This is a genomic window from Pantoea sp. RIT413, assembly GCF_003057675.2.
GTDB classification, from domain to species: domain Bacteria; phylum Pseudomonadota; class Gammaproteobacteria; order Enterobacterales; family Enterobacteriaceae; genus Pantoea; species Pantoea eucrina.
Genome location: NZ_QBJB02000001.1, coordinates 518,585 through 541,848, shown reverse-complemented (window position 1 = coordinate 541,848; position 23,264 = coordinate 518,585). Strand labels below are relative to the sequence as shown.

The 23,264-nt window shown below is 52.6% G+C and carries 23 protein-coding genes; 9 read left to right on the top strand and 14 right to left on the bottom strand.

Annotated features, from left to right (window positions below; all coding sequences use genetic code 11):
- Positions 1–29: 29 nt before the first annotated feature.
- Positions 30–1,541, bottom strand: a complete 1,512-nt coding sequence (locus DBY66_RS02500) for an anion permease (RefSeq protein ID WP_039383942.1) — start codon at positions 1,539–1,541, stop codon at positions 30–32.
- A 588-nt stretch (positions 1,542–2,129) separates the two neighbouring features.
- On the opposite strand from DBY66_RS02500, the gene DBY66_RS02495 reads away from it, so the two are divergent.
- Complete coding sequence (locus tag DBY66_RS02495; RefSeq protein WP_108569263.1) at positions 2,130–4,910, top strand: flavocytochrome c; 2,781 nt, start codon at positions 2,130–2,132, stop codon at positions 4,908–4,910.
- A gap of 48 nt (positions 4,911–4,958) precedes the next feature.
- The gene (locus tag DBY66_RS02490) at positions 4,959–5,924 is read left to right on the top strand and encodes an FAD:protein FMN transferase (protein WP_104084786.1); all 966 of its coding nucleotides are present in this window, start codon (positions 4,959–4,961) and stop codon (positions 5,922–5,924) included.
- Here the strand turns inward: DBY66_RS02490 and dcuR are convergent.
- The 4 genes from dcuR to DBY66_RS02470 all read right to left on the bottom strand — a co-directional run bounded on the left by dcuR (position 5,918) and on the right by DBY66_RS02470 (position 9,539).
- Complete coding sequence (gene dcuR / locus DBY66_RS02485) at positions 5,918–6,637, bottom strand: two-component system response regulator DcuR (RefSeq protein WP_039383949.1); 720 nt, start codon at positions 6,635–6,637, stop codon at positions 5,918–5,920. The genes DBY66_RS02490 and dcuR overlap by 7 nt on opposite strands.
- Before the next feature lie 5 nt (positions 6,638–6,642).
- The gene (locus DBY66_RS02480; protein ID WP_211049170.1) at positions 6,643–8,226 is read right to left on the bottom strand and encodes a sensor histidine kinase; all 1,584 of its coding nucleotides are present in this window, start codon (positions 8,224–8,226) and stop codon (positions 6,643–6,645) included.
- Positions 8,227–8,384: 158 nt separating this feature from the next.
- Positions 8,385–8,921 carry a peptide-methionine (S)-S-oxide reductase MsrA gene (msrA, locus tag DBY66_RS02475; RefSeq protein WP_039383953.1) on the bottom strand — a complete coding sequence of 179 codons (537 nt, stop codon included), beginning with the start codon at positions 8,919–8,921 and terminating at the stop codon, positions 8,385–8,387.
- A 102-nt stretch (positions 8,922–9,023) separates the two neighbouring features.
- On the bottom strand, positions 9,024–9,539 hold the full coding sequence (locus tag DBY66_RS02470; RefSeq protein WP_104084788.1) for a nicotinamide-nucleotide amidohydrolase family protein: 516 nt from the start codon (positions 9,537–9,539) through the stop codon (positions 9,024–9,026).
- Positions 9,540–9,928: 389 nt separating this feature from the next.
- Here DBY66_RS02470 and DBY66_RS02465 point away from each other — a divergent pair, with 389 nt between their 5' ends.
- The 4 genes from DBY66_RS02465 to DBY66_RS02450 all read left to right on the top strand — a co-directional run bounded on the left by DBY66_RS02465 (position 9,929) and on the right by DBY66_RS02450 (position 11,442).
- The gene (locus tag DBY66_RS02465; protein WP_104084789.1) at positions 9,929–10,204 is read left to right on the top strand and encodes a hypothetical protein; all 276 of its coding nucleotides are present in this window, start codon (positions 9,929–9,931) and stop codon (positions 10,202–10,204) included.
- A gap of 226 nt (positions 10,205–10,430) precedes the next feature.
- Positions 10,431–10,676: a regulatory protein YcgZ gene (ycgZ, locus tag DBY66_RS02460; RefSeq protein ID WP_039383960.1), complete on the top strand. Its 246-nt coding sequence runs from the start codon at positions 10,431–10,433 to the stop codon at positions 10,674–10,676.
- Between the two features lie 157 nt (positions 10,677–10,833).
- Entirely contained in the window at positions 10,834–11,121 is a 288-nt protein-coding gene (locus tag DBY66_RS02455; protein WP_108569264.1) for a hypothetical protein, read from the top strand.
- Between the two features lie 54 nt (positions 11,122–11,175).
- A complete protein-coding gene (locus tag DBY66_RS02450) occupies positions 11,176–11,442 on the top strand; it encodes a biofilm development regulator YmgB/AriR family protein (RefSeq protein ID WP_039383965.1) in 267 nt (88 codons plus the stop codon).
- Between the two features lie 191 nt (positions 11,443–11,633).
- On the opposite strand, the gene DBY66_RS02445 is transcribed toward DBY66_RS02450, so the two are convergent.
- The 4 genes from DBY66_RS02445 to DBY66_RS02430 all read right to left on the bottom strand — a co-directional run bounded on the left by DBY66_RS02445 (position 11,634) and on the right by DBY66_RS02430 (position 14,038).
- Positions 11,634–11,927: a hypothetical protein gene (locus DBY66_RS02445; protein ID WP_052246483.1), complete on the bottom strand. Its 294-nt coding sequence runs from the start codon at positions 11,925–11,927 to the stop codon at positions 11,634–11,636.
- A 377-nt stretch (positions 11,928–12,304) separates the two neighbouring features.
- Complete coding sequence (locus DBY66_RS02440) at positions 12,305–13,177, bottom strand: manganese catalase family protein (RefSeq protein ID WP_039383967.1); 873 nt, start codon at positions 13,175–13,177, stop codon at positions 12,305–12,307.
- Between the two features lie 54 nt (positions 13,178–13,231).
- Positions 13,232–13,705 carry a ferritin-like domain-containing protein gene (locus tag DBY66_RS02435; protein WP_039383968.1) on the bottom strand — a complete coding sequence of 158 codons (474 nt, stop codon included), beginning with the start codon at positions 13,703–13,705 and terminating at the stop codon, positions 13,232–13,234.
- Between the two features lie 165 nt (positions 13,706–13,870).
- Complete coding sequence (locus DBY66_RS02430) at positions 13,871–14,038, bottom strand: general stress protein (protein WP_108569265.1); 168 nt, start codon at positions 14,036–14,038, stop codon at positions 13,871–13,873.
- Between the two features lie 329 nt (positions 14,039–14,367).
- Here DBY66_RS02430 and DBY66_RS02425 point away from each other — a divergent pair, with 329 nt between their 5' ends.
- A complete protein-coding gene (locus tag DBY66_RS02425) occupies positions 14,368–16,752 on the top strand; it encodes a phosphoketolase family protein (RefSeq protein WP_108569266.1) in 2,385 nt (794 codons plus the stop codon).
- On the opposite strand, the gene DBY66_RS02420 is transcribed toward DBY66_RS02425, so the two are convergent.
- The 5 genes from DBY66_RS02420 to DBY66_RS02400 all read right to left on the bottom strand — a co-directional run bounded on the left by DBY66_RS02420 (position 16,739) and on the right by DBY66_RS02400 (position 19,564).
- Entirely contained in the window at positions 16,739–17,530 is a 792-nt protein-coding gene (locus DBY66_RS02420; protein WP_108569267.1) for a hypothetical protein, read from the bottom strand. The genes DBY66_RS02425 and DBY66_RS02420 overlap by 14 nt on opposite strands.
- Positions 17,531–17,728 (bottom strand): hypothetical protein, encoded by a 198-nt coding sequence (locus DBY66_RS02415; RefSeq protein WP_039383975.1) that lies wholly within the window; start codon positions 17,726–17,728, stop codon positions 17,531–17,533. It abuts the gene before it with no gap.
- A 178-nt stretch (positions 17,729–17,906) separates the two neighbouring features.
- Entirely contained in the window at positions 17,907–18,086 is a 180-nt protein-coding gene (locus DBY66_RS02410) for a KGG domain-containing protein (RefSeq protein WP_039383978.1), read from the bottom strand.
- A gap of 341 nt (positions 18,087–18,427) precedes the next feature.
- Positions 18,428–18,940: a GNAT family N-acetyltransferase gene (locus DBY66_RS02405; protein ID WP_094111794.1), complete on the bottom strand. Its 513-nt coding sequence runs from the start codon at positions 18,938–18,940 to the stop codon at positions 18,428–18,430.
- A 333-nt stretch (positions 18,941–19,273) separates the two neighbouring features.
- The gene (locus DBY66_RS02400; RefSeq protein WP_039383983.1) at positions 19,274–19,564 is read right to left on the bottom strand and encodes a DUF2913 family protein; all 291 of its coding nucleotides are present in this window, start codon (positions 19,562–19,564) and stop codon (positions 19,274–19,276) included.
- Between the two features lie 530 nt (positions 19,565–20,094).
- Here DBY66_RS02400 and otsB point away from each other — a divergent pair.
- Both otsB and otsA read left to right on the top strand, forming a co-directional pair.
- Positions 20,095–20,883 (top strand): trehalose-phosphatase, encoded by a 789-nt coding sequence (gene otsB / locus DBY66_RS02395; RefSeq protein ID WP_108569268.1) that lies wholly within the window; start codon positions 20,095–20,097, stop codon positions 20,881–20,883.
- On the top strand, positions 20,880–22,316 hold the full coding sequence (gene otsA / locus DBY66_RS02390) for an alpha,alpha-trehalose-phosphate synthase (protein WP_108569269.1): 1,437 nt from the start codon (positions 20,880–20,882) through the stop codon (positions 22,314–22,316). Before otsB ends, otsA begins: the two co-directional genes overlap by 4 nt.
- Positions 22,317–23,264 lie beyond the last annotated feature (948 nt).

Genomic DNA, 23,264 nt, shown 5'->3' with positions numbered 1-23,264 from the left:
CTGCGTTTTTTAACATCAAAGCAACATCATCAGAACATCATGACCATCCAGGGATAAGCGATAACCATCAGCGCCACCAGGAAGAGGGCGCCAAAGATGGTGCCAAGCCGCCAGTAATCTTTGGTCGGCAGATAGCCGCTGCCGTAATAGATAGGGCTTGGGCCGGTACCGTAAGGGGTGATAATGCCCATCACACCCAGCGAGGTACACATCATCAGGCAGAACACCGGCATATTAATGCCTGGAATTGAGGCGGCAATAGTCAGCATGGCGGGCAGCAGGGCGGTGGTATGCGCCGTGGTGCTGGCAAACAGATAGTGCAGCAGATAAAAGGCAATCAGCAGCACCACTGCGGAGACCTGAGGATCGTAACCCTGTAGCAGCACCGCCCCCTCTTTGCCCAGCCAGGCAATAAAACCGACGCGTGCCAGACCATCGGCCAGCGCAACCAGCGTGGCAAACCAGGCAAAGGTATTCCAGGCGGCTTTATTGCTGGTGATATCACTCCAGTTAAGTACGCCGGTCCAGAGCATCAGCACAATCACCAGCAGCGCGGCCATAGCGGGCTCGATCCATGCCGTTGCGAAAATCCACATCATCAGCGCCGCGACGACAAACAGCAGCAGCAGGATCTCATTGCGCGACAGGCGGCCCAGCTTTTCCAGCTCGGCGGTCGCCCAGCGCGGTACCTCATCATTGACTTTGACTTCCGGCGGATAGAGCCAGTAAGCCAGCAGCGGCATGGTGAGAATCAGCAGAATCCCCAGCGGCAGGAAAGCGAGGAACCACATCCCCCAGCTGATATCGAAACCAATAACGCTCTTAACCAGGGCCAGTGCGAGCAGGTTAGGGGCCAGCGCAGAGAGAAACATCGAGCTGGTGATACAGGCTGCGGTAATCGCCACCCACATCAGATAAGAGCCGATTTTGCGGGCGCTGGGGTCATTAGGCTTAGAGCCATAGAGCGGCGGCAGGTTGGCAATAATCGGATAGATAGTCCCGCCGCTGCGGGCGGTGTTAGACGGCGTAAACGGCGCCAGCAGCAGGTCAGCGAAAGTAATCGCGTAGCCCAGCGTCAGACTGCGGCGACCGAGATATTTTACCAGAATCAGCGCCAGCCGGCGGCCAAACTGCGTTTTATCGTAGCCGGCTGCAAACATAAAGGCGCCAAAAATCAGCCAGACCGTAGAGTTGCCGAAGCCGCTGACTGCCCATTTGAACGACTGCGCTGCCGTTTTAAATGCCGGGTCGGCCAGCTCTGCCGGGCTAAACAGCACCCACTGGCTAAACAGCGCGATGACCACCACGCCGGTAAGCCCAATCACGGCGCCCGGCAGCGGCTCAAAAATCAGGCCGACAATAACACCGACAAAAATGGCGAAGAAGTGCCAGGCGTAGGGCTCCAGTCCGGCAGGTGTCGGCACCAGCAGCAATAGAAGTGCAACCAGTACCGGCAGGCAGAGCATCAGCAGGCGATTTTTTTTACCCGGCGCCGCAGGCGGCGCTTTGGTGGGTTCATGCGATTGCGTTGATAGGTTCATAGTTTTTGTCTGCACGTTGAGAAGAATGCGATATCAGTACCAGTGCCTTTATACCTGGATGATCCATTTTGCGGCATCAGTACAGGAAGTTCATGACGCTTGTGTTAAAGCAGAAAGCAATTTTGTTTCGCGAATTATCTAATTTATGCCGTTATGATGCGATTAATTAAAATACCTATTTTGATCCAGATCAATAAAATAGAGCGCTTATTTTTATCTGCGTTATTTTCAGTGTGTTATGACGCTTATTCAGGGCGTGCCTCACGATATAATGCAGGATGTGAAGCGCTTTCTTTCCAATATCTGGCAGGCGTGTGATTTTTAACTCAATGAAATATATAGTTTATTTTTGTGATTTGAATTAACTTTGATTTTAATCAAGTTTTGAACGAAACTTAGCGGAACGCGTTACGCTCCTTCCCTGCTGAAAATAGGTTTTCCTTATCGGTATTTTATATAACTAATGATATAAGTTATGTAACTAAATTAAATGTTATATTTACAGCATGAAGTCGGACCACTTTAATTATTTAACCGGTCACACTGCCAGGAATTGAATTTCATTTTTGATTTTCGGAGTCGCTTATCATGAACACGCTTACCCCGCTGCTAAAACCCCTTACCTTGCCTAAAGGTGCCGTGCTGAAAAATCGTCTGGTGATGGCACCCATGACAACCTGTACCGGCTATTACGACGGTGGCGTCACCAGCGATCTGGTTGACTACTATCGGGTGCGTGCCGGCACAATCGGCACCGTCATCGTAGAGTGTGCGTTTATCGATAACCGTGGTCCGGCATTTCCTGGCGCCATCGCCATCGACAGCGACAACAAGATCCCGGGACTGGCCAGAATAGCGCATGCGATCAAATCTCAGGGTTCTAAAGCTATCCTGCAGATTTACCACGGTGGCCGCATGGTTGAGCCGGCGCTGATTGGCGGGAAAACGCCTGTCGCGCCCAGCGCCATCGCGGCGCCGCGCGAAGGGGCCACCACACCGCAGGCGCTGACCGCAGATGAAGTCGATGTCATGATCAAAAAGTTTGGTGATGCGGTGAACCGTGCCATCAAAGCGGGTTTTGATGGCGTGGAAATTCACGGTGCCAATACCTATCTGATCCAGCAGTTCTATTCGCCTAACTCCAACCAGCGCAGCGACAAATGGGGCGGCAGTCGCGATAACCGGGCGCGCTTTCCGCTGGAGGTCCTGGAAATCACGCATCAGATGGCCGATCGCTTTGCTGCCGCAGACTTTATTATCGGCTATCGCTTTTCACCGGAAGAGATTGAAGTGCCCGGTATCCGCTGGGATGACACCCTCTATCTGCTGGAGAAGCTCGCCGCGCGCGGCCTTGATTACGTGCACTTCTCCGTCGGTCAGCTGCTGCGTCCTTCCATTGTTGACACCAGCGATCCCACGCCTCTGATTACCAAATACATTGCGCAGCGTTCAGCACAGCTGGCCCGCATTCCGGTTATTGGCGTCGGCGGCGTGGTGAATAAAGAGGATGCCGAACTGGCGCTGGAATCGGGCTTCGATCTGGTTGCCGTCGGGAAAGCCTGTATCGCCTGGCCCAACTGGGCGGATCGCGTTATTAACAATGAGCACCTTGAACTCTACATCGACAGTACCAAACGCGAGGAGCTGACAATTCCGGAGCCGCTCTGGCGCTTCTCGCTGGTGGACGCCATGATCCGCGACGTCAGCGACGGCCATCGCAAATATAAAGCCGGTGTGTATCAGGCGAAGGTAGAGGCGGAAGCGCTGAAGCTGAAAATCAACGTCACGCTGGATACCGATCGTATTACCGACATCGAACTGGTGCCGGATCCGGCGCTGGATGTTGACTTCACCAGTACGTTTGAAAGCCTGCGCGAGCGCATTCTGGTTGCAAACAGTCCGCACGTCGATGCGGTTACCGGGGCCACTACGCAAAGCGAGGCGCTGAAAAAAGCGGTATCGCGTGCGCTGGCAACCTCCAGCAAAGAGTATGTGATTGAGGAAGGGGGCAACCCGAACGCGCCGGTCAATTACGATGTTGTGGTCATCGGCACCGGCGGCGCAGGTCTCGCGGCGGCTATTCAGGCACATGACGACGGCGCCCGCGTGGTACTGATTGAAAAAATGCCCACCATTGGCGGAAATACCATTAAGGCGTCAGTGGGGATGAACGCCGCCGAGACGCGCTATCAGAGGCTGAAAGGCATTGAAGACAGCAAAGCGCTGTTTTATGAAGAGACGCTGAAAGGCGGTAAAGGTAAAAATAATCCGCAGCTGCTGCATGAGTTTGTCGAACGCGCGCCGGAAGCCATTGAGTGGCTGGCAGCGAAGCAGATTGAGCTCAGCGATATCACTATCACGGGCGGAATGAGCATTGACCGTACGCACCGGCCTGAAGATCGCTCAGCGGTAGGGGGCTTCCTGATCAGCGGGCTGGTGAAAAATGTTAACCAGCGCAACATTGAGGTGCTGCTTGAGACCTCAGTCGCTGAAATTCTGTGTGAAAACGGCGTGGTAACCGGGGTTAAGGTGGTGGATGAGTATAACGACAGCCGCATTCTCAACGCAAAAAGTGTGATTGTTGCCACCGGCGGCTTCAGCGCCAACCGGGAGATGGTAGTGAAATATCGCCCGGAACTGGATGGCTTTGTCACGACTAACCACGCCGGCGCCACCGGCAGCGGCATTGCGATGCTGCAGCATATTGGCGCCGGTACGGTTGATATGGGCGAGATTCAGATCCATCCCACGGTTGAACAGACCACCTCCTATCTGATTTCAGAAGCGATGCGCGGCGGCGGGGCAATTCTGGTAAGCCAGGCGGGCAAGCGTTTCTATAACGAAATGGAGACGCGCGATAAAGTCTCTGCGGAGATTATTGCGCTGCCGGAGAAAAGTGCCTGGATCATCTTCGATGAGCAGGTGCGCCGTAATAACAAAGCCGCTGATGAATATATCGCCAAAGGATTTGTCATCAGCGCACCCACGCCGCACGAGCTGGCGGTTAAGCTCAATATGGACCAGGAATCACTGCAGAGTACGCTGGGTCGCTACAATGAGTGTGTGATTAACCAGCATGACGAAGATTTTGGCCGCAAAACGGCGCTGCGCCATCCGCTGAATCAGGGGCCTTACTACGCTATTCGCGTGGCGCCTGGCGTTCATCACACCATGGGTGGCGTCACCATCAACACGGAAACCGCAGTGCTGAATGCGCAGAACCAGGCGATCACCGGCGCCTGGGCTGCCGGGGAAGTGGTCGGCGGTATTCACGGCGCCAACCGCATCGGCGGGAATGCCGTAGCGGATATCATCATCTTTGGTATCAAAGCGGGGCATAACGCCGCTAAACTCGCCTTAGGTAATTAACCTGCACCGGTGCCCGTCTGCGCGGGCACCGGTAGTAATGAGGCAACTATGGCTAACGAGGCAGGTGTCTACAGCTATTCAGCCGTTCAGATGGGATCGCCTGTGCTGCTGAAACTCTTTGAAAATAACGCCGCGCTGGCACAGCAGGTGTTTCGCCTGATTGCACAGCAGGAGAATCTGTTTACCGTCAACCGGGTGCAGTCAGAGGTCATGGCAATTAACCATGCCGCTGGCGAGCGACCGGTGGCGGTCAGTCCCGCAGTGTTTAATCTGATTCAGGTGGCCCATACGGTCAGCACGCTGCCGGACAGCGCGTTCAACTTCGCCATTGGTCCGATAGTTAAGCGCTGGAAAATTGGTTTTCAGGGCAACAGCGTGCCCGCTGCCGCTGACATCACCGCGCTGTTGCCCCTTACCAACCCGCATCAGGTCGTGCTGGACGCTGCGGCGCAGTCGGTTTATCTGCCGCAGCGCGGTATGGAGATCGATCTCGGTGCCATAGCCAAAGGCTATATTGCCGATCGGGTGCAGCAGTGGCTGCGTCAGCAGGGAGTGACGCAGGCGCTGATCAATCTTGGCGGCAATGTGCAGACGCTGGGTGCGCCCCTGCATGAACCGCAGGGGTGGCAAATTGGGCTGAAAAAGCCCTTTGCTGACGATAACGCGTTACTCGGCGTAATCGAGGTGCGGGAGAAATCAGTCGTCACGTCCGGGATCTATGAGCGTTACTTTGAACAGCAGGGGCGCTGCTGGCACCATATTTTTGACCCGCGTACCGGCTATCCGCTGGATAATGAACTGTTAAGCGTGACGGTGATAAGTGACCGCTCGCTGGATGGCGACATCTATACCACGCTACTGTATGGCATGGGCACAGAACAGGGACTGAACTGGCTCGCCAGCCAGTCCGACATCGATGCCATTTTTGTCACCCGCGATCGGCAGATCGTCTGCTCTTCACCGCGTCACTACCGATTCCGGCCAGCTGATACCACGTGGAAACTGCACTACTGACAATATTGCTGCAGCAGCGAGCGATATTCCGGCTGCAGACGATAGCGATAGACCGGACGTCCGGTGGCGCCATAGTGAATGCTGGTAAACAGAATATTGATCTGCGCCAGCCAGATGAGATATTTGCGGCAGGAGACGCGTGAAATATTCACCTCTGCAGCCAGCTCATCGGTCGAGAATTCCTGTGCGGGGTGCGCATCTATCCACTGACAGAGCGTGCGCAGCGTTTGTGGCGTCAGGCCTTTGGGCAGACGCTTATTGTCGTGATGCGTTGCCGGATTGCCGTGGATCAGCAGATCGACGTCAGATTGCTGATAGTGCTGGTGGTTATCCATCAGCGATTTTTTCTGCTGCCAGCTGGTCAGCGCCTCTTCAAAACGCGGAAACTGAAACGGCTTAATAAGATAATCCACCACCCCGTAGTGCAGCGATGTTTTGATATTTTCTGCATCAGCCGCAGAGGAGATAATAATCACTTCTGTCGGGCTTTGCGCTTTTCGCAGCTCAGGCAGCAGATCCAGGCCATTCTCCTGCTGCATATAGATATCCAGCAGCAGCAGATCGATCGGCGTGTCGCTATTGAATAAAAAATCGCGCGCCTGCTGCAGCGTTGCCGCCGTACCACAGCAGTTAAAACCGGGTACCTGACCGATAAAACTGCGGTTGAGTTCGGCAACCATGGCATCATCGTCAACCACTAAAACATTAATCATGCGGTTTAATTTCCTTTATCCCAGGGTAGCTGGACTAAAAATTGCGTGAATACGCCGGGCTCAGACTCTGCGCTGACGCTGCCGCCAAGGCTTTCCACCTGCTGCTTAAGCAGAAACAGTCCGACTCCGCGGTTTTCGCCTTTGGTGGAGAAACCTTTATCAAAAATGGTCGCCAGATGCGCAGCATCAATGCCCGGTCCGTCGTCGCTCACTTCGCAGGTCAGCCAGCCGTTTTGATAATGGAGCATCAGGTGGATCTCTCCTTCGGTCTGCTCGCGCAGCGCATCAAGCGCGTTCTCGACCAGATTGCCGGTTACGGTAATCAGCGCCGCCATCTGCGCTTCGCTGCCGCTGTCTGGCAGGTAGCTGGCGTCGCTGATAGTGAGCCGGTGCCCGCAGTCTGAGGCGCGATTGATTTTACTTAACAGGATCCCCGCAATCACCGGGGATTTGATCTTATCCAGCAAAAAGCCGATCTCTGTCTGATAGTTATTGGCGGTTTTCAGGATATACGCTTCAACCTGCGCATAGTTTTTCATATGCAGCAGGCCGAGGATCACATGCAGCTTGTTCATAAACTCGTGCGAGCGTTCACGCAGGGCGTCGACATAGTTTACCATGCCGCTTAAGCGCTGCATCAGCTGGCTGATCTCGGTTTTATCCCTGAACGTACAGACCGCGCCAATAATCCGCTCCGCCGTGCGTACCGGAACGGTATTGGTCAGCAGCAGTCGGCCATTCACGTTAATCTCCTCATCGCGCCGCGCCCGTCCGCTCTGCAGCACGCTGCGCAGCTGCGGTTCGACGGCGGTGGTGTCAGCGCGCCAGCTTTCATCAGGCGCGCGCTGCGTCTGTGCTGCGTCGCTCAGCAGATGGCAGGCAGCCTGATTGATCAGCGTCACTTCATGCCGATCGTCCATCGCCACCACGCCCTCTTTGACGGAATTGAGAATGGCCTGACGCTGCTCAAACAGGGTAGAAATCTCATAAGGTTCCAGCCCGAACAGAATACGTTTCAGCACGCGCACCAGGATCAGCGTACCCAGCGCGCCCGCCAGCGCGCCGATAAGAATAGTCCAGAGGATGATCCAGCGGCTCTGGTTAATCTGATCGGTGACGGCATCCAGTGAGATACCGATAGCCACCACCCCAATCTGCTGATGCTGGGCATTGAACACCGGGGTAAAAACACGCAGTGCCCGAACCAGGGAGCCCTGATTGACAGAGACATTTTCCTGACCGCGCAGCGCAGGCTGAATATCGTTGCCGATGAAATGCTGACCAACCAGTTCCGGATTACGATGGGAGTAGCGTATGCCCGCCATATTAGTGATCGTGATAAACAGCAGATTATTGCTGGTCTCAACCGCTTTTGCGACCGGCTGCAGATGAGCTTCAGCGGGGGAGAGCAGCAGCGCTCGCTGAACATCTGGCGATGTGGCCAGCGTACGCGCGACGGCCATCGCTTTATCTTCCAGCTGTGACCGGGTAGAGGCACCAATCTGAAAGAAATAGAACATATGCACGGTACACAGCACCAGGACAATCACGGCGCTCAGCATCAGCGTGACCAGCGTATTAAGTTTCATTGTCCGCCGGCGCATCGGCGTAGCAGGGACTGAAGGCGTCATGGTGGCGTTCACTTAGCGGAAAAGGGGCCTATTATGACGGATAATGGCGGCGCGGTTGCGGAAAATATAACAGGCCACCCTGAATAATGGCCTGCAGATAAGACGGTATGCAGAACTTAAGCGGTTTTCACACGACTGGCGAAGCTTTTACGCAGCTTCTGCAGTTTAGGCGGGATGACTGCCATGCAGTAGCCGTTGCGCTGACCCGCACCTTCCCAGTAGTCCTGATGGTAGGCTTCCGCCGGATACCAGGTTTTGAGCGGTTCTACGGTTGTCACCACCGGCACATCATGATCTTCCTGCGCGCGCGCAATGGCTGCAATCGCTTCTGCTTCCTGTTCAGCATTAGCAGGGAAAATCGCTGAGCGGTACTGCGTTCCGATATCATTTCCCTGACGATTAAGCTGGGTAGGATCGTGCGTGGCAAAACTGATATCCAGCAGATCGCCGTAGCTTATCTGCGCCGGATCAAACCCGATACGGATAGCTTCAGCATGACCGGTTGCCCCGCTGCATACCTGCTCATAAGTCGGATCAGGGCGCTCCCCGCCGGTATAGCCGCTTTCAACCGATTCAACACCAATTACATCTTTAAAAACGGCTTCGGTACACCAGAAACAGCCGCCCGCAACGATCGCATATTCGGTTGCCATTACATTTACTCCTGTCAGGTCGAAAGCTTAAGAGTGCGGGTGAACGGAGCGGAATTCAACCCGATAATCGCAGACCGCACAGGCTGTTCAGGTAAAACGTACTCAGCTGTCCGGGGCGGACTGGCTGAGCAGAGCCTGGAGTCGTGCCGTCAGCTGCTCAAGACTATATTTTGTTGCCTGCCGGACGACCTCTTCGCTTTCGCCGGAAAAACGCTGACAACAGGTCTGAATAGTGCCATCAGGCAGGCCCCAGGCAAACCAGACGGTGCCGGCTGGTGTACCATCCTCACCGCCATCTGGTCCGGCATAACCGCTCACTGCAATGCTGCTATCGTCGCCGGAAAGCGCTTTTGCGCCTGCAGCCATTTCACGCACGGCGGCTTCGCTGACGGCGCTGTCACGTGCCAGCGTCTCTTCACTGACGTTCAGCACCCGATGTTTCGCCTGATCGGTATAAGTAATAAAGCCGCTGCTGTAAAACTGGCTGCTCTGGCCGACGGCCGCGAGGGTAGAGCCGACCCAGCCTGAAGTACAGGATTCTGCGGTGGTGACAGTCAGTTTTCTTTCAAGCAGAAGATCGCCCAGAATAGTTGCCGTTTCGATTAATTTCCGATCCATATATGCATCCCGATTTATTATTAAAATGTCAGTCAGCCACGCTTCGATTAAACAAACGTTGCCGGATGATAATTATTATAGATGGTGAGTCCGTTTTATCTGGTTAATATGAACTCAGCAGAAGAATATATTAAGCGGGGCGGGTCAATCCGAAGGGATTGATTATTAATCAGGCAGGGGTTCTGTCGTATGGTAATTACAGATTCTGCATGGAAATATAAGCGTAGCGGGGCAAGGGCAGGGCGATAAATAACAGATCTGGCAAAGGGATAAATATCGTATGGCGCAATGCCGCCGGGCGTGTAGCTATAACGGACGACATTTGCCAGTAGTGGTCTATACTGAAACCTGAGAACCTGGCGCAAGCTCACATTCTCAGGAGGTAAAGTATGAAAAATGAGTATCCGGTTATTGGGGAAGCCGCCTGGGCGTTAATGATGCGCCGTGCAGATGTGACTCTGGCATCCCTCACGGCTGAACTGCATCAGATGGCTTGCCGCGAAACAGATGCGGTGCGCGACAGCCAGATCCATGAGGCGCAGCAGTGGCTGCTGGACTATCGCTCTACAGAGCAGGCCGACCGTCGTTCTGATTCGCCGTTAAAAGCGTTGTCAGAGCGATCGGATAGCGTTACCGTTGCCGGCACCGGTGCACGCCGCCATTAAGCTCCCTGCTCATCGTCAGCCTGTGGCGGCGATGAGCGCACTTCCCGCTGATCTCCCGTCTGAAAATGTGCGTAAATTTGCCTCAATCCTCATCTGATAGCACTTTTTGCAAAAAAAACTTACCTCACCATTCATTATTCTCTGTACAAGTTTTTTGGGAATCCTGTACAACAGGTTAGATTTCCACTTTTTTATTGTTAATTTTAACATTTTACGGGAGTCACTTATGCGCCAGAACGGATATGCTCCGAACTCAGTTGAGGCGATTGCCAACTACTTTAGCAAAGCATCGCTGCCGTCTCAGCAGGAAACGCTGGGACAGATTGTCGTGGAGATTCTGCGTGAAGGCCGCAACCTGAATCGCAAATCCATTTGCACTAAGCTGTTACGTCGCCTTGAACTGGCAACAGAAGCAGAAGAAGAGCAGCATTATCATCAGCTTATCGGCTTGCTGTTTGAGCGGGAAAGCTAATACCAGATTTACGACCGGGTTATATTCAGACTAAGTAAACAGGGAAGAGTGCACAACCTCATGTATAACCTGTGACCAGCTGTATCGCGCCACGCACTGCGTGGCGCTGTTTTACTGTCGTACTTCATCTTGAAGTGGCGGCAAACAGAGATTCACTATGAAGATGAGCAAACACCAGAAGAGTATAGACGAAATCATCGGTGAAGCTGCCCTGACGCTGCTTCAGCGCTCCGGGCCTGTTAATACCCACGCGCTGATGGCAGAGCTGCAGAATATGCAGATGCAGGCCGCCGATGAAGAGTATCGCACCGCAATCAGCATGGCCCTGAAAGAGGTCCGGACCAGCATTTCTCTTGGTCAGCAACAACGAAACGAACCGGAAAAAGATAACGTTCATCCCCTGTTTGGCAATGACCAGTCATCCGGCAATAGCCGTAAACATTAATCCAGCCCGATAAGGTATACTGCGGCCTTATCTTTAACAGTTTGAGACGGAAAAATGGCAGATTTTCAAAACTTATACAATGTGCTGCCTGATAATGAGCTGGCTGCGCATTTTCGCGATGCCGGCCATGCGTTAAGCGATGAGTCACAGGTGCTGGATGGGGTAATACGCAGCATCCTTGCTACTGAGGGACGAGTGACTAATAAGTCGATTATTCTTTACCTGATTATGGCGCTGGAATCGGCCAGTGGCAGCGCTGAAGCTGACGTTCTGCGTCGCACACTGGAAATTGTTGTTGGCTATACGCCAGATGATGCCTGACCACGCTTTCTGCTCTTCCATCCGTGAAGAGCTTCTCCCATTTTCCTTTCAATCCTGCTCAGGCGTTTCTTTCTTTTCTGTACACTTTTAGCTGATTTGTACAGTTAATTAAAGGCAGCGCACTTAATTAACGTCATTCAGTTTAAAGTTGTACATCTGCCTGATTAACGCTGAAATAGCTATTCGGTTGCTTAACGGCTCAGGCTCACTCCAGGGACATTTACCGTGACCTGACGAACCGGGCGCGCATTCAGACGCTTACTTCTGCCAGACTTAATTTTTTGCAGCCAGCTTTGCAGCTGTTTTATCTCTTCCTGCGCGGCAGATTCATTGCTGACATTGCAGATAAAGAGCTGGCTGAGCGTCTGATGCTCTGCTGCAGTAGCGTAGATTTCAAAGCGGCCATCGCGCTGCTGTAATTCTACGCTGGTAAAGTGCAAATGCTCCCATTGCTGTAACCGTGTTTTAAATCGAGCGAAATCCATAAAAGTTCCTTAACTTCTTATAGTGATTATTGGTACTAACGTGACTAAAGGAACATAGACCAGAATCAGAAAAACGCCAGAATAAAAAAATAAAAATTTTAACGTGCTGAGTTTGCTGCGTTAATTAACGTGCTTTTACCGTCTCGCTTATTTTTTCTGCGCCTCAGGCTGGCTTACGCCAATAAAAAAATTACTTTTATGATGAAAAAACCGCCCGAAGGCGGTCAGAAGGAGGGGCGTCTATTCAGGCTGCTTATCACCCGATTCTGGCGCACTGCCCGCATCATCATCAGGCAGTTCAGGCTCATCTTTATCAGGCTGATAACCTGCGTGAGCATGCTGTACAGGTTTATGATGCATTGATCTCTCCTTACGGGTTACGTCTGTGGCTTTTCACTGCCCAGTTCAGCACCGGTTTCCGGATTAACATCAGGATTCGAGGCGGTTCTGGTGGCCATAGCCTTCAGCGCTGCCGCTTCATCCGCAGAGAGCACCACTGAGGCGTGACCATCGCCGCCATCTACGGCAGGCTGAGGATCGGCGACATAGTTGAAGTTCTCATCTGAATTCCAGCTGCCGCGTACATCATCCCCGTCAGACATACTGAAATAAGTATGCGCATACTCTTCGATTGGCGGCAGTTTACCCGGCGGAAAGTTATTGCGGATAGAGTAGAGCGCCTTTTCAAAAGAGAGCTGGTGGGCGGCTTCACGCGTCATCAGAAAGCCCAGCGCATCTTTTACGCCGACGTCATCAGTCACATTAATCAGGCGTTCATAAATAATCTTAGCGCGTGACTCCGCGGCGATATTGGAGCGCAAATCCGCCGTCACTTCGCCAATAGTATCGATATACGCTGCGGTCCATGGCACGCCACCTGAGTTTGTCAGCGGCGGGCCGCCACCATAGAGAATAGAGGTAAGATGACTGTCATTACCCGCACCGGTAATAGAGCGATAAAGTTCGCCCTCCGCTTCCGTGCCTTCAGCCAGCTTGCCTTTGGCCCCTTTATTAAGCATACCTACCAGCGAACCGATAATTTCAAGATGGCTCAGCTCTTCGGTCGCAATGTCCATCAGCATGTCACGGCGTCCGAGATCGTCATCTCCCAGACCCTGAGTAAAATAGCGCATGGCAGCTGCCAGTTCGCCCTGCGGGCCGCCAAACTGCTCCAGAAGCAGATTGGCCAGTCCGGGATTCGGTTCACTTACCCTGACGGTGTACTGCAATTTTTTAACGTGTCGAAACATGGCTCACCTCAGTGTTAACAGTCAGGCCGATAGGCTGGCCTTTGTAATAATGCGTTACTGCTGTTCCGCAATGGTTGTGAGTTTTTCATCGGTAGATTTTTCTTCAGCCAGCGTTTCTGCCAGCAGACTGGCGGCCTGATCGAGGCCCAGCTTTTTGGCCATGGCCACCAGCGTGCCGTAGGTGGCAATTTCGTAGTGTTCAACTTTCTGCGCCGCGCCTATCAGGCCAGCATCACGCACCGGGCCCGCTTCGGTCGCGTCAATCAGCTCCTGCGCTTCCTCTACCAGACCTTCCAGCGCATGGCACTTCATGCGTTTAATGCGTAATTCTTCGTGCGCTTCCACTGCCTGATCAAGACGATCAATTTGTCCCTGGGTCTCTTCCAGATGTTGTTTAAAAGCTGCTTTAAGCGTTTCATCAGAAGCTGCACGCGCCATTTTGGGCAGCGCGCGGGTAATCTGTTTTTCTGCACTATAAACATCTGAAAGATCGTGAATAAAAAGGTCGAGCAAAGATTCAACTTTCATAAGCGTTCTCCATGCAGTAATAAACAGCAAAGCAGACGTCAAATGACGTATGCAGTTTATTCATTAATATGAGATTTCAGACAGCAGAGGTTAGCGTTCTCTGATGCAGAATAGTCATTAAACGCGCAATCACTGCGCCGCAGAGTTTATCCCTGAAATAAGCTGTCAGGCGCCGCGATTGCCGCTCTGACCCCCTTTTTTGCCAGCGTCAGACGCCTTTTCACGGTCGTTGCTGAAACTTCCGCCGCTATTCTGTCCGCCTTTTTTACCCGCTTCAGATGCCCGCTGTTTGTCGTCTGCGAAATTACCTGAACCGCCTCGATGTTGAGTCATAATATATTTCCTCTTCATGAGTTGATAATGACATGATCGGAATGACCAATCATGTGCGAGCTGCGTATTTAATAGTAATCGCGTTTCTTTAATCTGCAAGCGGGACGGTTTGATTATGTGCTTATAAGAATTATCTGCAGAGTCTGATTTTGTAGTCTTTATTATATTTAAGCGCAGCGACAATTACCGCATCGTTTAAATATAATTATGCGCTTCGGTTAACAATTAATTTATTGAAGCATCAGATGAATATTGTCGGCGGGCTGATTCGCAGCATGTTGTTTTCTCGATTAAGGTTAGTTATTACCCTGTAACGAGGAGAAGAGGTGATGACCGACTCTGTGACTACGGCTGAACTGGAACTGCTTGATCGCTACTGGCGAGCAGCGAACTATCTGTCTGTGGGCCAAATCTACCTGATGGCGAATCCGCTGCTGCGTGAAACGTTGCTGCCTGAGCACATTAAACCAAGATTGCTGGGACACTGGGGGACCACGCCCGGACTCAACTTTATCTATGCACACCTCAACCGCGTTATTCGCCAGCGCAACGCTGACCTGCTTTACGTCTGCGGCCCCGGGCATGGCGGCCCCGGTATGGTGGCCAATAGCTGGCTGGAGGGAACCTACAGTGAAATCTACCCGCAGGTCAGTGAAGATGAGCAGGGTATGCAGCGTCTGTTCAAACAGTTCTCTTTTCCCGGCGGCATTCCGAGCCATGCGGCGCCTGAAACGCCAGGCTCAATCAATGAAGGGGGAGAGCTGGGCTATTCGCTCTCGCACGCTTTTGGCGCCGCATTCGATCATCCGGATTTAATTGTGCCCTGCGTTATTGGTGACGGTGAAGCAGAGACCGGTCCGCTGGCCGCCAGCTGGCACGGGATCCATTTTCTTAATCCGCAGCGTGACGGGGCCGTATTGCCTGTTCTTCACCTCAATGGCTACAAGATCGCTAATCCGACGCTGCTGGGGCGCACCAGCGACGAAGATTTGCAGCAGCTCTTCAGCGGGTATGGCTATGAGCCGCTCTTTGTCTGTGGCGATGATCCACAGCGCATGCATCAGGAGATGGCCACTACGCTGGATCGCGCTTTTGATACTATCGCATCCATCCAGCAGCGGGCGCGCAGTGGCACCCATAGTGAAGAGATACCGCGCTGGCCGATGATCGTGCTGCGCACGCCAAAAGGCTGGACAGGACCTAAAGAGGTTGATGGCAAAAGGGTCGAAGGATTCTGGCGCGCGCATCAGGTGCCGGTCGCCGGATGCCGCGAGGATGAGGCGCACAGGCAGATCCTCGAAGCGTGGCTGCGCAGTTATCAGCCTGAAACGCTGTTTGACGCCAGTGGACGTTTAAACGCTGAACTACGGGCGCTGGCTCCGGCGGGTGATAAACGGATGAGTGCGACCCCTTACGCCAACGGCGGGCGGCTGCGGCGGCCGCTTGCCACGCCTGATATCCGGCAGTTTGCGCTCGGGCTCAGCACACCGGGTGCAGAGCAGGGCGAAGCGACGCATCAGTTTGGCCTCTATCTGCGCGAAATTTTTCGCCTCAATAGCGATAATTTCCGTCTTTTTGGTCCGGATGAGACCGCTTCAAACCGGTTGTCGCCGGTATTTGACGCCACCAGCCGCAGCTGGATGGCGCCGCTGGAGCCGTGGGATGAACAGCTGGGACGCGACGGACGCGTGATGGAGATTCTGAGCGAGCATCAGTGTCAGGGCTGGCTGGAGGGCTATCTGCTTACCGGGCGTCACGGCCTGTTCAACTGCTATGAAGCGTTTATTCATATTGTCGACTCCATGTTTAACCAGCACGCTAAATGGCTGAAAGTGTCGCGCAAACTGCCGTGGCGGCAGCCAGTCTCTTCCCTGAATTATCTGCTTTCGTCTCACGTCTGGCGTCAGGATCATAACGGCTACAGCCATCAGGACCCTGGTTTTCTCGATCACGTTGTGAACAAAAAGGCAGACATAGTGCGCGTCTGGCTGCCGCCTGATGCCAACTGCCTGCTCTGGACGGGCGATCACTGTCTGCGCACCTGGGATCGCATCAATGTCATCGTGGCGGGTAAGCAGCCCTCACCACAGTGGCTCGATATCGATAGCGCGATTGCGCACTGTGAAGCGGGCATGGGCATCTGGCAGTGGGCCAGCTGCACAGATGAACCTGACGTGGTGATGGCGTGTGCAGGCGATGTACCGACTATGGAAACGCTGGCGGCGGTCGATCTGCTGCGGGAGTTACTGCCGTCGCTGCGCGTGCGCGTAGTAAACGTTGTTGATCTGATGGCGCTGCAGAGTGATGAGCAGCATCCGCATGGCAAAAGCGAGGCGGAGTTTGAGCACCTGTTTACCGCTGACAAGCCGGTTATCTTTGCCTTCCACGGCTATCCGGGGCTGATCCATCGTCTGACTTATCAGCGTAATAACCATCGTAATTTTCACGTGCATGGATTCAACGAAGAGGGCACCACCACCACGCCTTTTGATATGACCGTGCTGAACCGGCTCGATCGCTATCATCTGGCGCAGGCTGCGCTGCTGCATGTGCCCGGCGTGGCTGAAGATCATCCGGATCTGCTGGACGATCTGCAGGCGCGTCTTGCGGCGCATCACGCCTGGGTGCGGGAGTATGGTGAAGATGTGCCTGAGGTACGCAACTGGCGCTGGCGGGCCGCTGCGTCCTCAGCTTCATCTCTCAGGGGTGTTTAGGCGGCATACGGCGGCGCTGATAACGTTTTTTCCCCAGAGCCAGCGCGGAAGCGCTGGCCGGATCGAACAGGGAGAGGCTCTCAATCTGATCAACCATCAGCACCTTACGAAAATCGAGGGCGCTTTTCGGTGAGGAGAGGAAACTGATCTCATGCTCGTGATACCAGCGGCTATAGTTGTGCTCAATCGCCAGATTCAGCGTGCGCGCATCGCGATAGCCGCTCAGCATCGGGATCATCACGATATTTGCCGTGCCGGGAAATTCAAACGTGGCGGCGTGGATCATGCCAATGTAAATCCGGCGGGACTTCAGCGTAACCCATGCCAGTTCACCCTCTTCCATGCAGTGCAGCAGCAGCTGTTCAATACCGTTAGAACGCGAGAGGCGCTGATATAACTCTTTGCGGCTGCCGGGTGTCAGGCGGGCGCTGCCGGCCCAGTTGGAGCGGTAAACACAAAACATCACCGCAAAGGTCAGCATAATGACCACTGGCGCCTGGATGCCCAGAAAGCTCCAGGTCATGAAATCGACGTGCCAGTTAACATGATGTTCAGCACTCAGGCCGAACGTGTTATTCGCAAACGAGGCGCCCAGCAGCAGGAGCCAGACAATAGCCGTTGCCAGCACCCCTTGTACAACAAAAATGCAGCCGTAAAGGGCAATCAGAAAATAGACGTCCCAGCCGAATGAGCGCTTTATTTTTAGCCGGCTGGACATATCGCGGCTGGTATACCAGTAACCGCATACCATGAGAACCATGAAAATCGCCGTGCCCATTTAAATTTCCTTCAGAGTTGAAACGTGTTCAGCAAAATCTTTATGGACTTCAGGACTGAGCGGGTTGACCGAGGCGTTGCCATCTTCATCGATGATAATTCTGTCACCATCCTCCATCGACTCAGTGACATCCTGTTGTGTCATGACCTGCAGTAAGGATTCAGGGCTGCTGAACAGCGAGCATAAAAAACGTTTCATGACGGGCGTAAATCCTTTCAGTATTAAAAGTTAAGTCTGGAGCAAAACCGGGAAAGTAAAACGACTTTAAGAGTTGTCTGCGGCAGGAGAAACAGCAAGCGTAACGGCAGATTAAAGCGAGGAGAGGGAAAAGAGAACGAAGAGATGAACTGCAGCACATCCCTGTGCTGCTGGCTAATCAGGAACCTTTACGGCTGCTCTGGCCACCTTTTTTGCCTGCTTCAGATGCTTTTTTAGGGTCATCTTTAAAGCTGCCGCCGCTTCCGCTGCCGCTTTTCTGTCCACCTTTTTTGCCCGCGTCAGATGCTTTCTGCTTATCGTCTGCGAAGTTACCTGAACCGCCTCTGTGCTGAGTCATGATATAGCCTCTTGAAGAGTGTTTAATAACATGATGAATCATTGCAGTTATGTGCGTGGTACGTTTTAAAGAATAATGGTGAATGCAGTCTCTGCAAGCGAAGCGGAAAATATAATTAAGTAATTGTTTTAAAGCACTTTTAAAGATTTTTTTATGGCGCACAAAATATAAAAGCTGCAGCCAGAATTAAAAAGCGTCATTAAATTAGCAGCATAGCGAATTAAACAGGCCAGTGATGTCGGAGCGGTTTAAGGCGGTTATCCGGAATAATTGGCAAAATTAATCAGATATGTGAGCCAGAGAGGCTTTTCGCCCTGAGTCAGATACGCAGGGCAGGCGGATCAAATCAGCATCCCCAGAATCTGCAGCACGCTCTGCTGTGAGGCGGTGACAAAAGGAATATCTTTAATATGCTGCATGCCAAACGCCTCATAGAATTTTCTGGCTCTGACATTAGCGTCCATCACTTCCAGCCACAGGTAGCCTTCCTGCCGGCTGCGCGCGCTGGCAATGATGCTCTCAAACATCCGTCTTCCGACGTTTTTGCCTGTTTCCTGCGGATCGAGATAGAGCTTGCAAAGCTGAGCACCCCGCATCCCGGAATCGGGCACCGGCACACTCCACTTTACTTTGGCAAAACCGATAGGCTGCGCTGACTCAGCAATCAGCCAGCTTTCACTGGCATCGGTCAGGCTGCTGGCAAGCGCATCCATGCCGTACTCTTTGCTGATAAACGCATCCATTTCATCTGCAGAGACCCACAGGTGTTTAAAGTGCGCGCTGTAGGTCATACGCCCCAGCTGCTGCAGTAAGCCGGCGTCTTCCGGCCGGGCGTGGCGAATAGTCAATGCCATTATGCGGATTCTCCATGAAGTCTGCGCCACGTGCGACGCAGAGTGGTACACACTCCTGACGGGCGATAATACGCGAATGGCGTGCGGGATGTGATAGCGATCTGCTGAAACCGCGCAATAAGGGTTTAAGCGGTATCACTTTTTGCACGACGGCAGGCTGAAAATAATGACTGGCAGGAGTAGCTGGTCAGCGCTGCGGTAGCGCAAAACAGGGAGTGACGTAAATATTGAAACCGCTTTTATTCGCCTGCGTTTTTATCGCGGGTGAATAAGCTTCTGCAGGCAAATAAACTCATTAAATTGCGTCTATCTTAACGCAGGCCGGAGGCGGCCTCAGAGGCCGTAACGTAAACTTTCCGCGCGTTTCGCCGTTTCATATACGTATTGCAGCATCGGCTCCAGATCGGCATCGGGTCCGGCGCTGATGATCTTGCTACGCAGCCACTCAATTTCGCTGGTAATATCCGGATGGAAAATCGTATTGTTCTGCGCATTACGCAGCCACTTCAGCAGGAAATTATTTTTCCCCCGCAGATGCGCGCTTTTTTTGGATTGAGCATGGATTTTAAGCGCAACCAGAATGCAGTAGTAAAAATGGACGCGCTGACTGTAGTTTTGCACCATTATATCGCTCTTTATCATCGATATCGTTGACCCGCGTCAGTGTGCATAAATGCATCATTCAGGTCAATTCCGCTGCAACTGAAGCGGTAAAAAAACGGGACGCGCAGCTCTTTTTAAGAATTTCTTTATGCGGGATGAAGCGGTTCTCATTCCGGGATTCATTCTTGTTTTAATTTTTACAGGACGCCGCTGCTGGCTACAGGAATAATCTGAATTAGTGAAGAGGAAAAAGTCATACATATTTACCGCTGCTGTACACATTTATTATTTTTTTATTATCGTTTCTTTGATTATTAAAATGCAGGGCAGAGCGGTAAACCGGATGCTATTTTCTCCGGCCAGCAACTTTTATGGCAAAAAGCGTAATAAGGTCTACACTTATTGCTGCCGATGTTCATTGTGCGTCAGGTTATGCAGTTATACATGGCGTTAACCCGGAAAGGTTGCGCATTTATTAGTGGTTTACCCTAAGCGTTTTATCTGCAGCACGCCTCTGAACATCCTGATTTTTACCCTTAAAAGGAGGAGACGTGACATCTGTGGTAAGCGAGATCAATACCCTGCCGTCGTTAAGCGGCGGCCTTTACGCCTTCTTTTTTGACGTTGACGGCACGCTGGCAGCCATTGAAGCACAGCCCGATCAGGTCACCATTCCCGCCCGCGTTCGTCAGCATCTGCAGCAGATCTCTAATCTCAGCCACGGTGCGCTGGCGCTGGTCTCCGGACGACCAATATCCCAGCTGGATAAACTGGCAGCGCCGCTTGAAGCACCGGCGGCGGGCGTGCACGGCGCAGAACGCCGCGATGCAACCGGTCAGATTCATCGTCATGCGTTGCCGGATATGGTTGCCTCAGCGCTGCATGATGAGCTGGAACAGGCATTCAGCCAGTGGCCAGGGGCAGTGCTGGAGGCAAAAGGCATGGCGTTTGCGCTGCATTTCCGCAACGCCCCTGAGCATGAACAGGCGATTATGCAGCTGGCGGAACAGATTGTTAGCCGCTTCCCTGAGCTCACGCTGCAGCCGGGCAAATGCGTGGTCGAAATCAAACCTCAGGGAATCGATAAGGGTGCGGCCATCAACACCTTTATGCAGGAAGCGCCTTTTGCAGGACGTATTCCGGTGTTTGTGGGTGACGATCTCACCGATGAAAAAGGCTTTCTTGCGGTAAACGCGCTACAGGGCATCTCTGTCAAAGTTGGCGAGGGCCCCAGTGAAGCGCGCTACCGGCTGCCGGACACCGACGCTGTCTGGCAGTGGCTGGAGCAACTATTATTACAATTAGAGCATGACAATATTGGTAAGGAGTTCAGGTTATGAGTCGTTTAGTCGTGGTATCTAACCGTATTGCTATCCCCGACGGAAGCAAAAGCAGCGCAGGCGGCCTGGCCGTGGGTATTCTTGATGCGCTAAAAAACACCGGGGGTTTATGGTTTGGCTGGAACGGAGAGATCAGCGAATATTCGGGTGAAGAGGAAGAGCCGCTGGCAAAACTGGAGCACGACGGGATCACCTACGCTTCATTCCCGCTCAACCAGAACGATTACGATCAATACTACTGCCAGTTCTCTAACACAGTGATCTGGCCCGCTTTCCACTACCGGCTCGATCTGGTGCAATACCAGCGTGAAGCGTGGGAAGGGTACTGCCGGGTAAATACGGCGCTGGCTCATCGTCTCAAACCGCTGATTCAGTCTGACGACGTGCTGTGGATCCATGATTATCATCTGCTGCCGTTTGCCGCCGAGCTGCGCAAGCTGGGCGTGACGAACAGAATCGGTTTCTTTTTACATATTCCTTTCCCGACGCCGGAAATCTTCAATGCGCTGCCGCCGCATCAGGAACTGCTGGAGATGCTGAGCGATTACGATCTGCTGGGCTTCCAGACCGAATCTGACCGGGTTGCGTTTCTCGACAGCCTCAGTCAGCAGACGCAGCTGCAAAACAAAGGCGAGAAAAAGCATCGGGCTTTCGGCAACACCTTTATGACCGAAGTCTATCCGATCGGTATTGAACCTGACGCGATCAAAGAGATGGCGGAAGGGCCGCTGCCGCCTAAGATGGCTGCGATGAAGCGTGAACTGGGCGATGCCAAAAACATCATCGCCTGTGAGCGCCTCGATTATTCCAAAGGCCTGCCCGAGCGTTTTCTGGCATATGAAGCGCTGCTGGAGAACTTCCCGCAGCATCGCGGGAAAATACGCTACTCGCAGATTGCACCAACTTCACGCGGCGATGTGCAGGCCTACCAGGATATCCGCCACCAGCTGGAGACCGAAGCGGGCCGCATCAACGGTAAATATGGCACGCTGGGGTGGACGCCTCTCTACTATCTCAACCAGCATTTTGATCGCCGTCTGCTGATGAAAATTTTCCGTCTCACCGATGTCGGCCTCGTGACACCTCTGCGTGACGGGATGAATCTGGTTGCGAAAGAGTATGTGGCGGCACAGGATCCGGATGACCCGGGCGTGCTGGTTCTGTCACGCTTTGCCGGTGCAGCGAACGAGCTGACCTCGGCGCTTATTGTGAATCCTTACGATCGTGACGAAGTGGCTGCGGCGCTGGATAAGGCGCTCACCATGTCACGTACGGAACGCATTACCCGCTATAACGATATGATGGCGGTGCTGCGTAAACAGGATATTTCACACTGGCGCGAAACGTTCCTGCACGATCTCAATGCGCTGCCCGCGCGCGGCGACGATCACGGGACGGCAAATAAAGTTGCCACGTTTCAGAAGCTGGCATAACCGGTAGCTGAAAGCGATTATGGGGGAGTGCATTAATGCACTCCCTTTTTTATTGCCGTGCGCCCGCCAAAAAGCGTTATTAAAAAGAGAAACCCGGCTAAGCATATTTGTCATCCCGTTCACTGTTACCGATCGGCTTATCCGCATGCGCTCCGGTAAAAAGCGATGAAACCGAAGCGGCAATTGAGAAGAAATCGATTTCATACGTCATGCCGCTAACCGGTTGATGAGCGAGCAATATGCGGGATCTGGCGCAAAAACAGCCGTGATTTTGTAAGTTTTGTTATCAGAGCTAAAGTTTTCTCTGGTCATGCCGATGATAGTTATACATCAGTGCGTTTTCTGTACCACCCATTCATTTTGCTAATGTAACAGCCAGTTACATCCATACCCGTTTTCTCACCTTTGCTGACGTTGTCTTGACACTTCATTTGTCAGGCGCCATCACGTTTTACATGCTGTTTACGATGCGGGAGTGATGCCTCCCGGCAATATTCCCTGTAAGTGATTAATTTAAAACTTATAAAATAAGGGTGTTTCTGGTGTTTTGTGCTGCAACAGAGGTCCGGCGTAGTGGGTTGTGATGAGATAACCGCAACATGGCAACAAAAGGATCGGCATAACGTGACTTGTGTCGACTAAACGGAAATATGAGAAATTCCTTAGGAAATATTAGCGGAAAATTTGAAAATTGAGCAAAAAACAGACAAAACGCAAGCATCCCTGAAGCTTCGGTTAAAAAATTTGCCTTAAAAGTGTGACTCAGATCACACTTTATCTAAAATTCCGGTCCGGTCACGTTGTATGTCGGATGGAGACCATATAGATTTGCGTTGTTTTCAGATTAGTCTTAAAAAACGATAAAAAGACATCAGGGAAGAAGGTTAAGACTCAGGAAAAAATGGCCTGGAATTTTGACTGCTACTACTGAATGTCCCGGTAGGAAAT

What these genes read in the sequence shown, in the direction of transcription:
- DBY66_RS02410 (WP_039383978.1), bottom strand. Translation starts at nt 18,086, where the DNA reads ATGACTCAGCACAGAGGCGGTTCAGGTAACTTCGCAGACGATAAGCAG.
- DBY66_RS02470 (WP_104084788.1), bottom strand. Translation starts at nt 9,539, where the DNA reads ATGGATCGGAAATTAATCGAAACGGCAACTATTCTGGGCGATCTTCTG.
- DBY66_RS02495 (WP_108569263.1), top strand. Translation starts at nt 2,130, where the DNA reads ATGAACACGCTTACCCCGCTGCTAAAACCCCTTACCTTGCCTAAAGGT.
- DBY66_RS02490 (WP_104084786.1), top strand. Translation starts at nt 4,959, where the DNA reads ATGGCTAACGAGGCAGGTGTCTACAGCTATTCAGCCGTTCAGATGGGA.
- DBY66_RS02430 (WP_108569265.1), bottom strand. Translation starts at nt 14,038, where the DNA reads ATGACTCAACATCGAGGCGGTTCAGGTAATTTCGCAGACGACAAACAG.
- DBY66_RS02500 (WP_039383942.1), bottom strand. Translation starts at nt 1,541, where the DNA reads ATGAACCTATCAACGCAATCGCATGAACCCACCAAAGCGCCGCCTGCG.
- msrA (WP_039383953.1), bottom strand. Translation starts at nt 8,921, where the DNA reads ATGGCAACCGAATATGCGATCGTTGCGGGCGGCTGTTTCTGGTGTACC.
- ycgZ (WP_039383960.1), top strand. Translation starts at nt 10,431, where the DNA reads ATGCGCCAGAACGGATATGCTCCGAACTCAGTTGAGGCGATTGCCAAC.
- DBY66_RS02455 (WP_108569264.1), top strand. Translation starts at nt 10,834, where the DNA reads ATGAAGATGAGCAAACACCAGAAGAGTATAGACGAAATCATCGGTGAA.
- dcuR (WP_039383949.1), bottom strand. Translation starts at nt 6,637, where the DNA reads ATGATTAATGTTTTAGTGGTTGACGATGATGCCATGGTTGCCGAACTC.
- DBY66_RS02425 (WP_108569266.1), top strand. Translation starts at nt 14,368, where the DNA reads ATGACCGACTCTGTGACTACGGCTGAACTGGAACTGCTTGATCGCTAC.
- DBY66_RS02400 (WP_039383983.1), bottom strand. Translation starts at nt 19,564, where the DNA reads ATGGTGCAAAACTACAGTCAGCGCGTCCATTTTTACTACTGCATTCTG.
- DBY66_RS02465 (WP_104084789.1), top strand. Translation starts at nt 9,929, where the DNA reads ATGAAAAATGAGTATCCGGTTATTGGGGAAGCCGCCTGGGCGTTAATG.
- DBY66_RS02415 (WP_039383975.1), bottom strand. Translation starts at nt 17,728, where the DNA reads ATGAAACGTTTTTTATGCTCGCTGTTCAGCAGCCCTGAATCCTTACTG.
- DBY66_RS02445 (WP_052246483.1), bottom strand. Translation starts at nt 11,927, where the DNA reads ATGGATTTCGCTCGATTTAAAACACGGTTACAGCAATGGGAGCATTTG.
- DBY66_RS02440 (WP_039383967.1), bottom strand. Translation starts at nt 13,177, where the DNA reads ATGTTTCGACACGTTAAAAAATTGCAGTACACCGTCAGGGTAAGTGAA.
- DBY66_RS02450 (WP_039383965.1), top strand. Translation starts at nt 11,176, where the DNA reads ATGGCAGATTTTCAAAACTTATACAATGTGCTGCCTGATAATGAGCTG.
- DBY66_RS02435 (WP_039383968.1), bottom strand. Translation starts at nt 13,705, where the DNA reads ATGAAAGTTGAATCTTTGCTCGACCTTTTTATTCACGATCTTTCAGAT.
- DBY66_RS02480 (WP_211049170.1), bottom strand. Translation starts at nt 8,226, where the DNA reads ATGAAACTTAATACGCTGGTCACGCTGATGCTGAGCGCCGTGATTGTC.
- otsA (WP_108569269.1), top strand. Translation starts at nt 20,880, where the DNA reads ATGAGTCGTTTAGTCGTGGTATCTAACCGTATTGCTATCCCCGACGGA.
- DBY66_RS02405 (WP_094111794.1), bottom strand. Translation starts at nt 18,940, where the DNA reads ATGGCATTGACTATTCGCCACGCCCGGCCGGAAGACGCCGGCTTACTG.
- DBY66_RS02420 (WP_108569267.1), bottom strand. Translation starts at nt 17,530, where the DNA reads ATGGGCACGGCGATTTTCATGGTTCTCATGGTATGCGGTTACTGGTAT.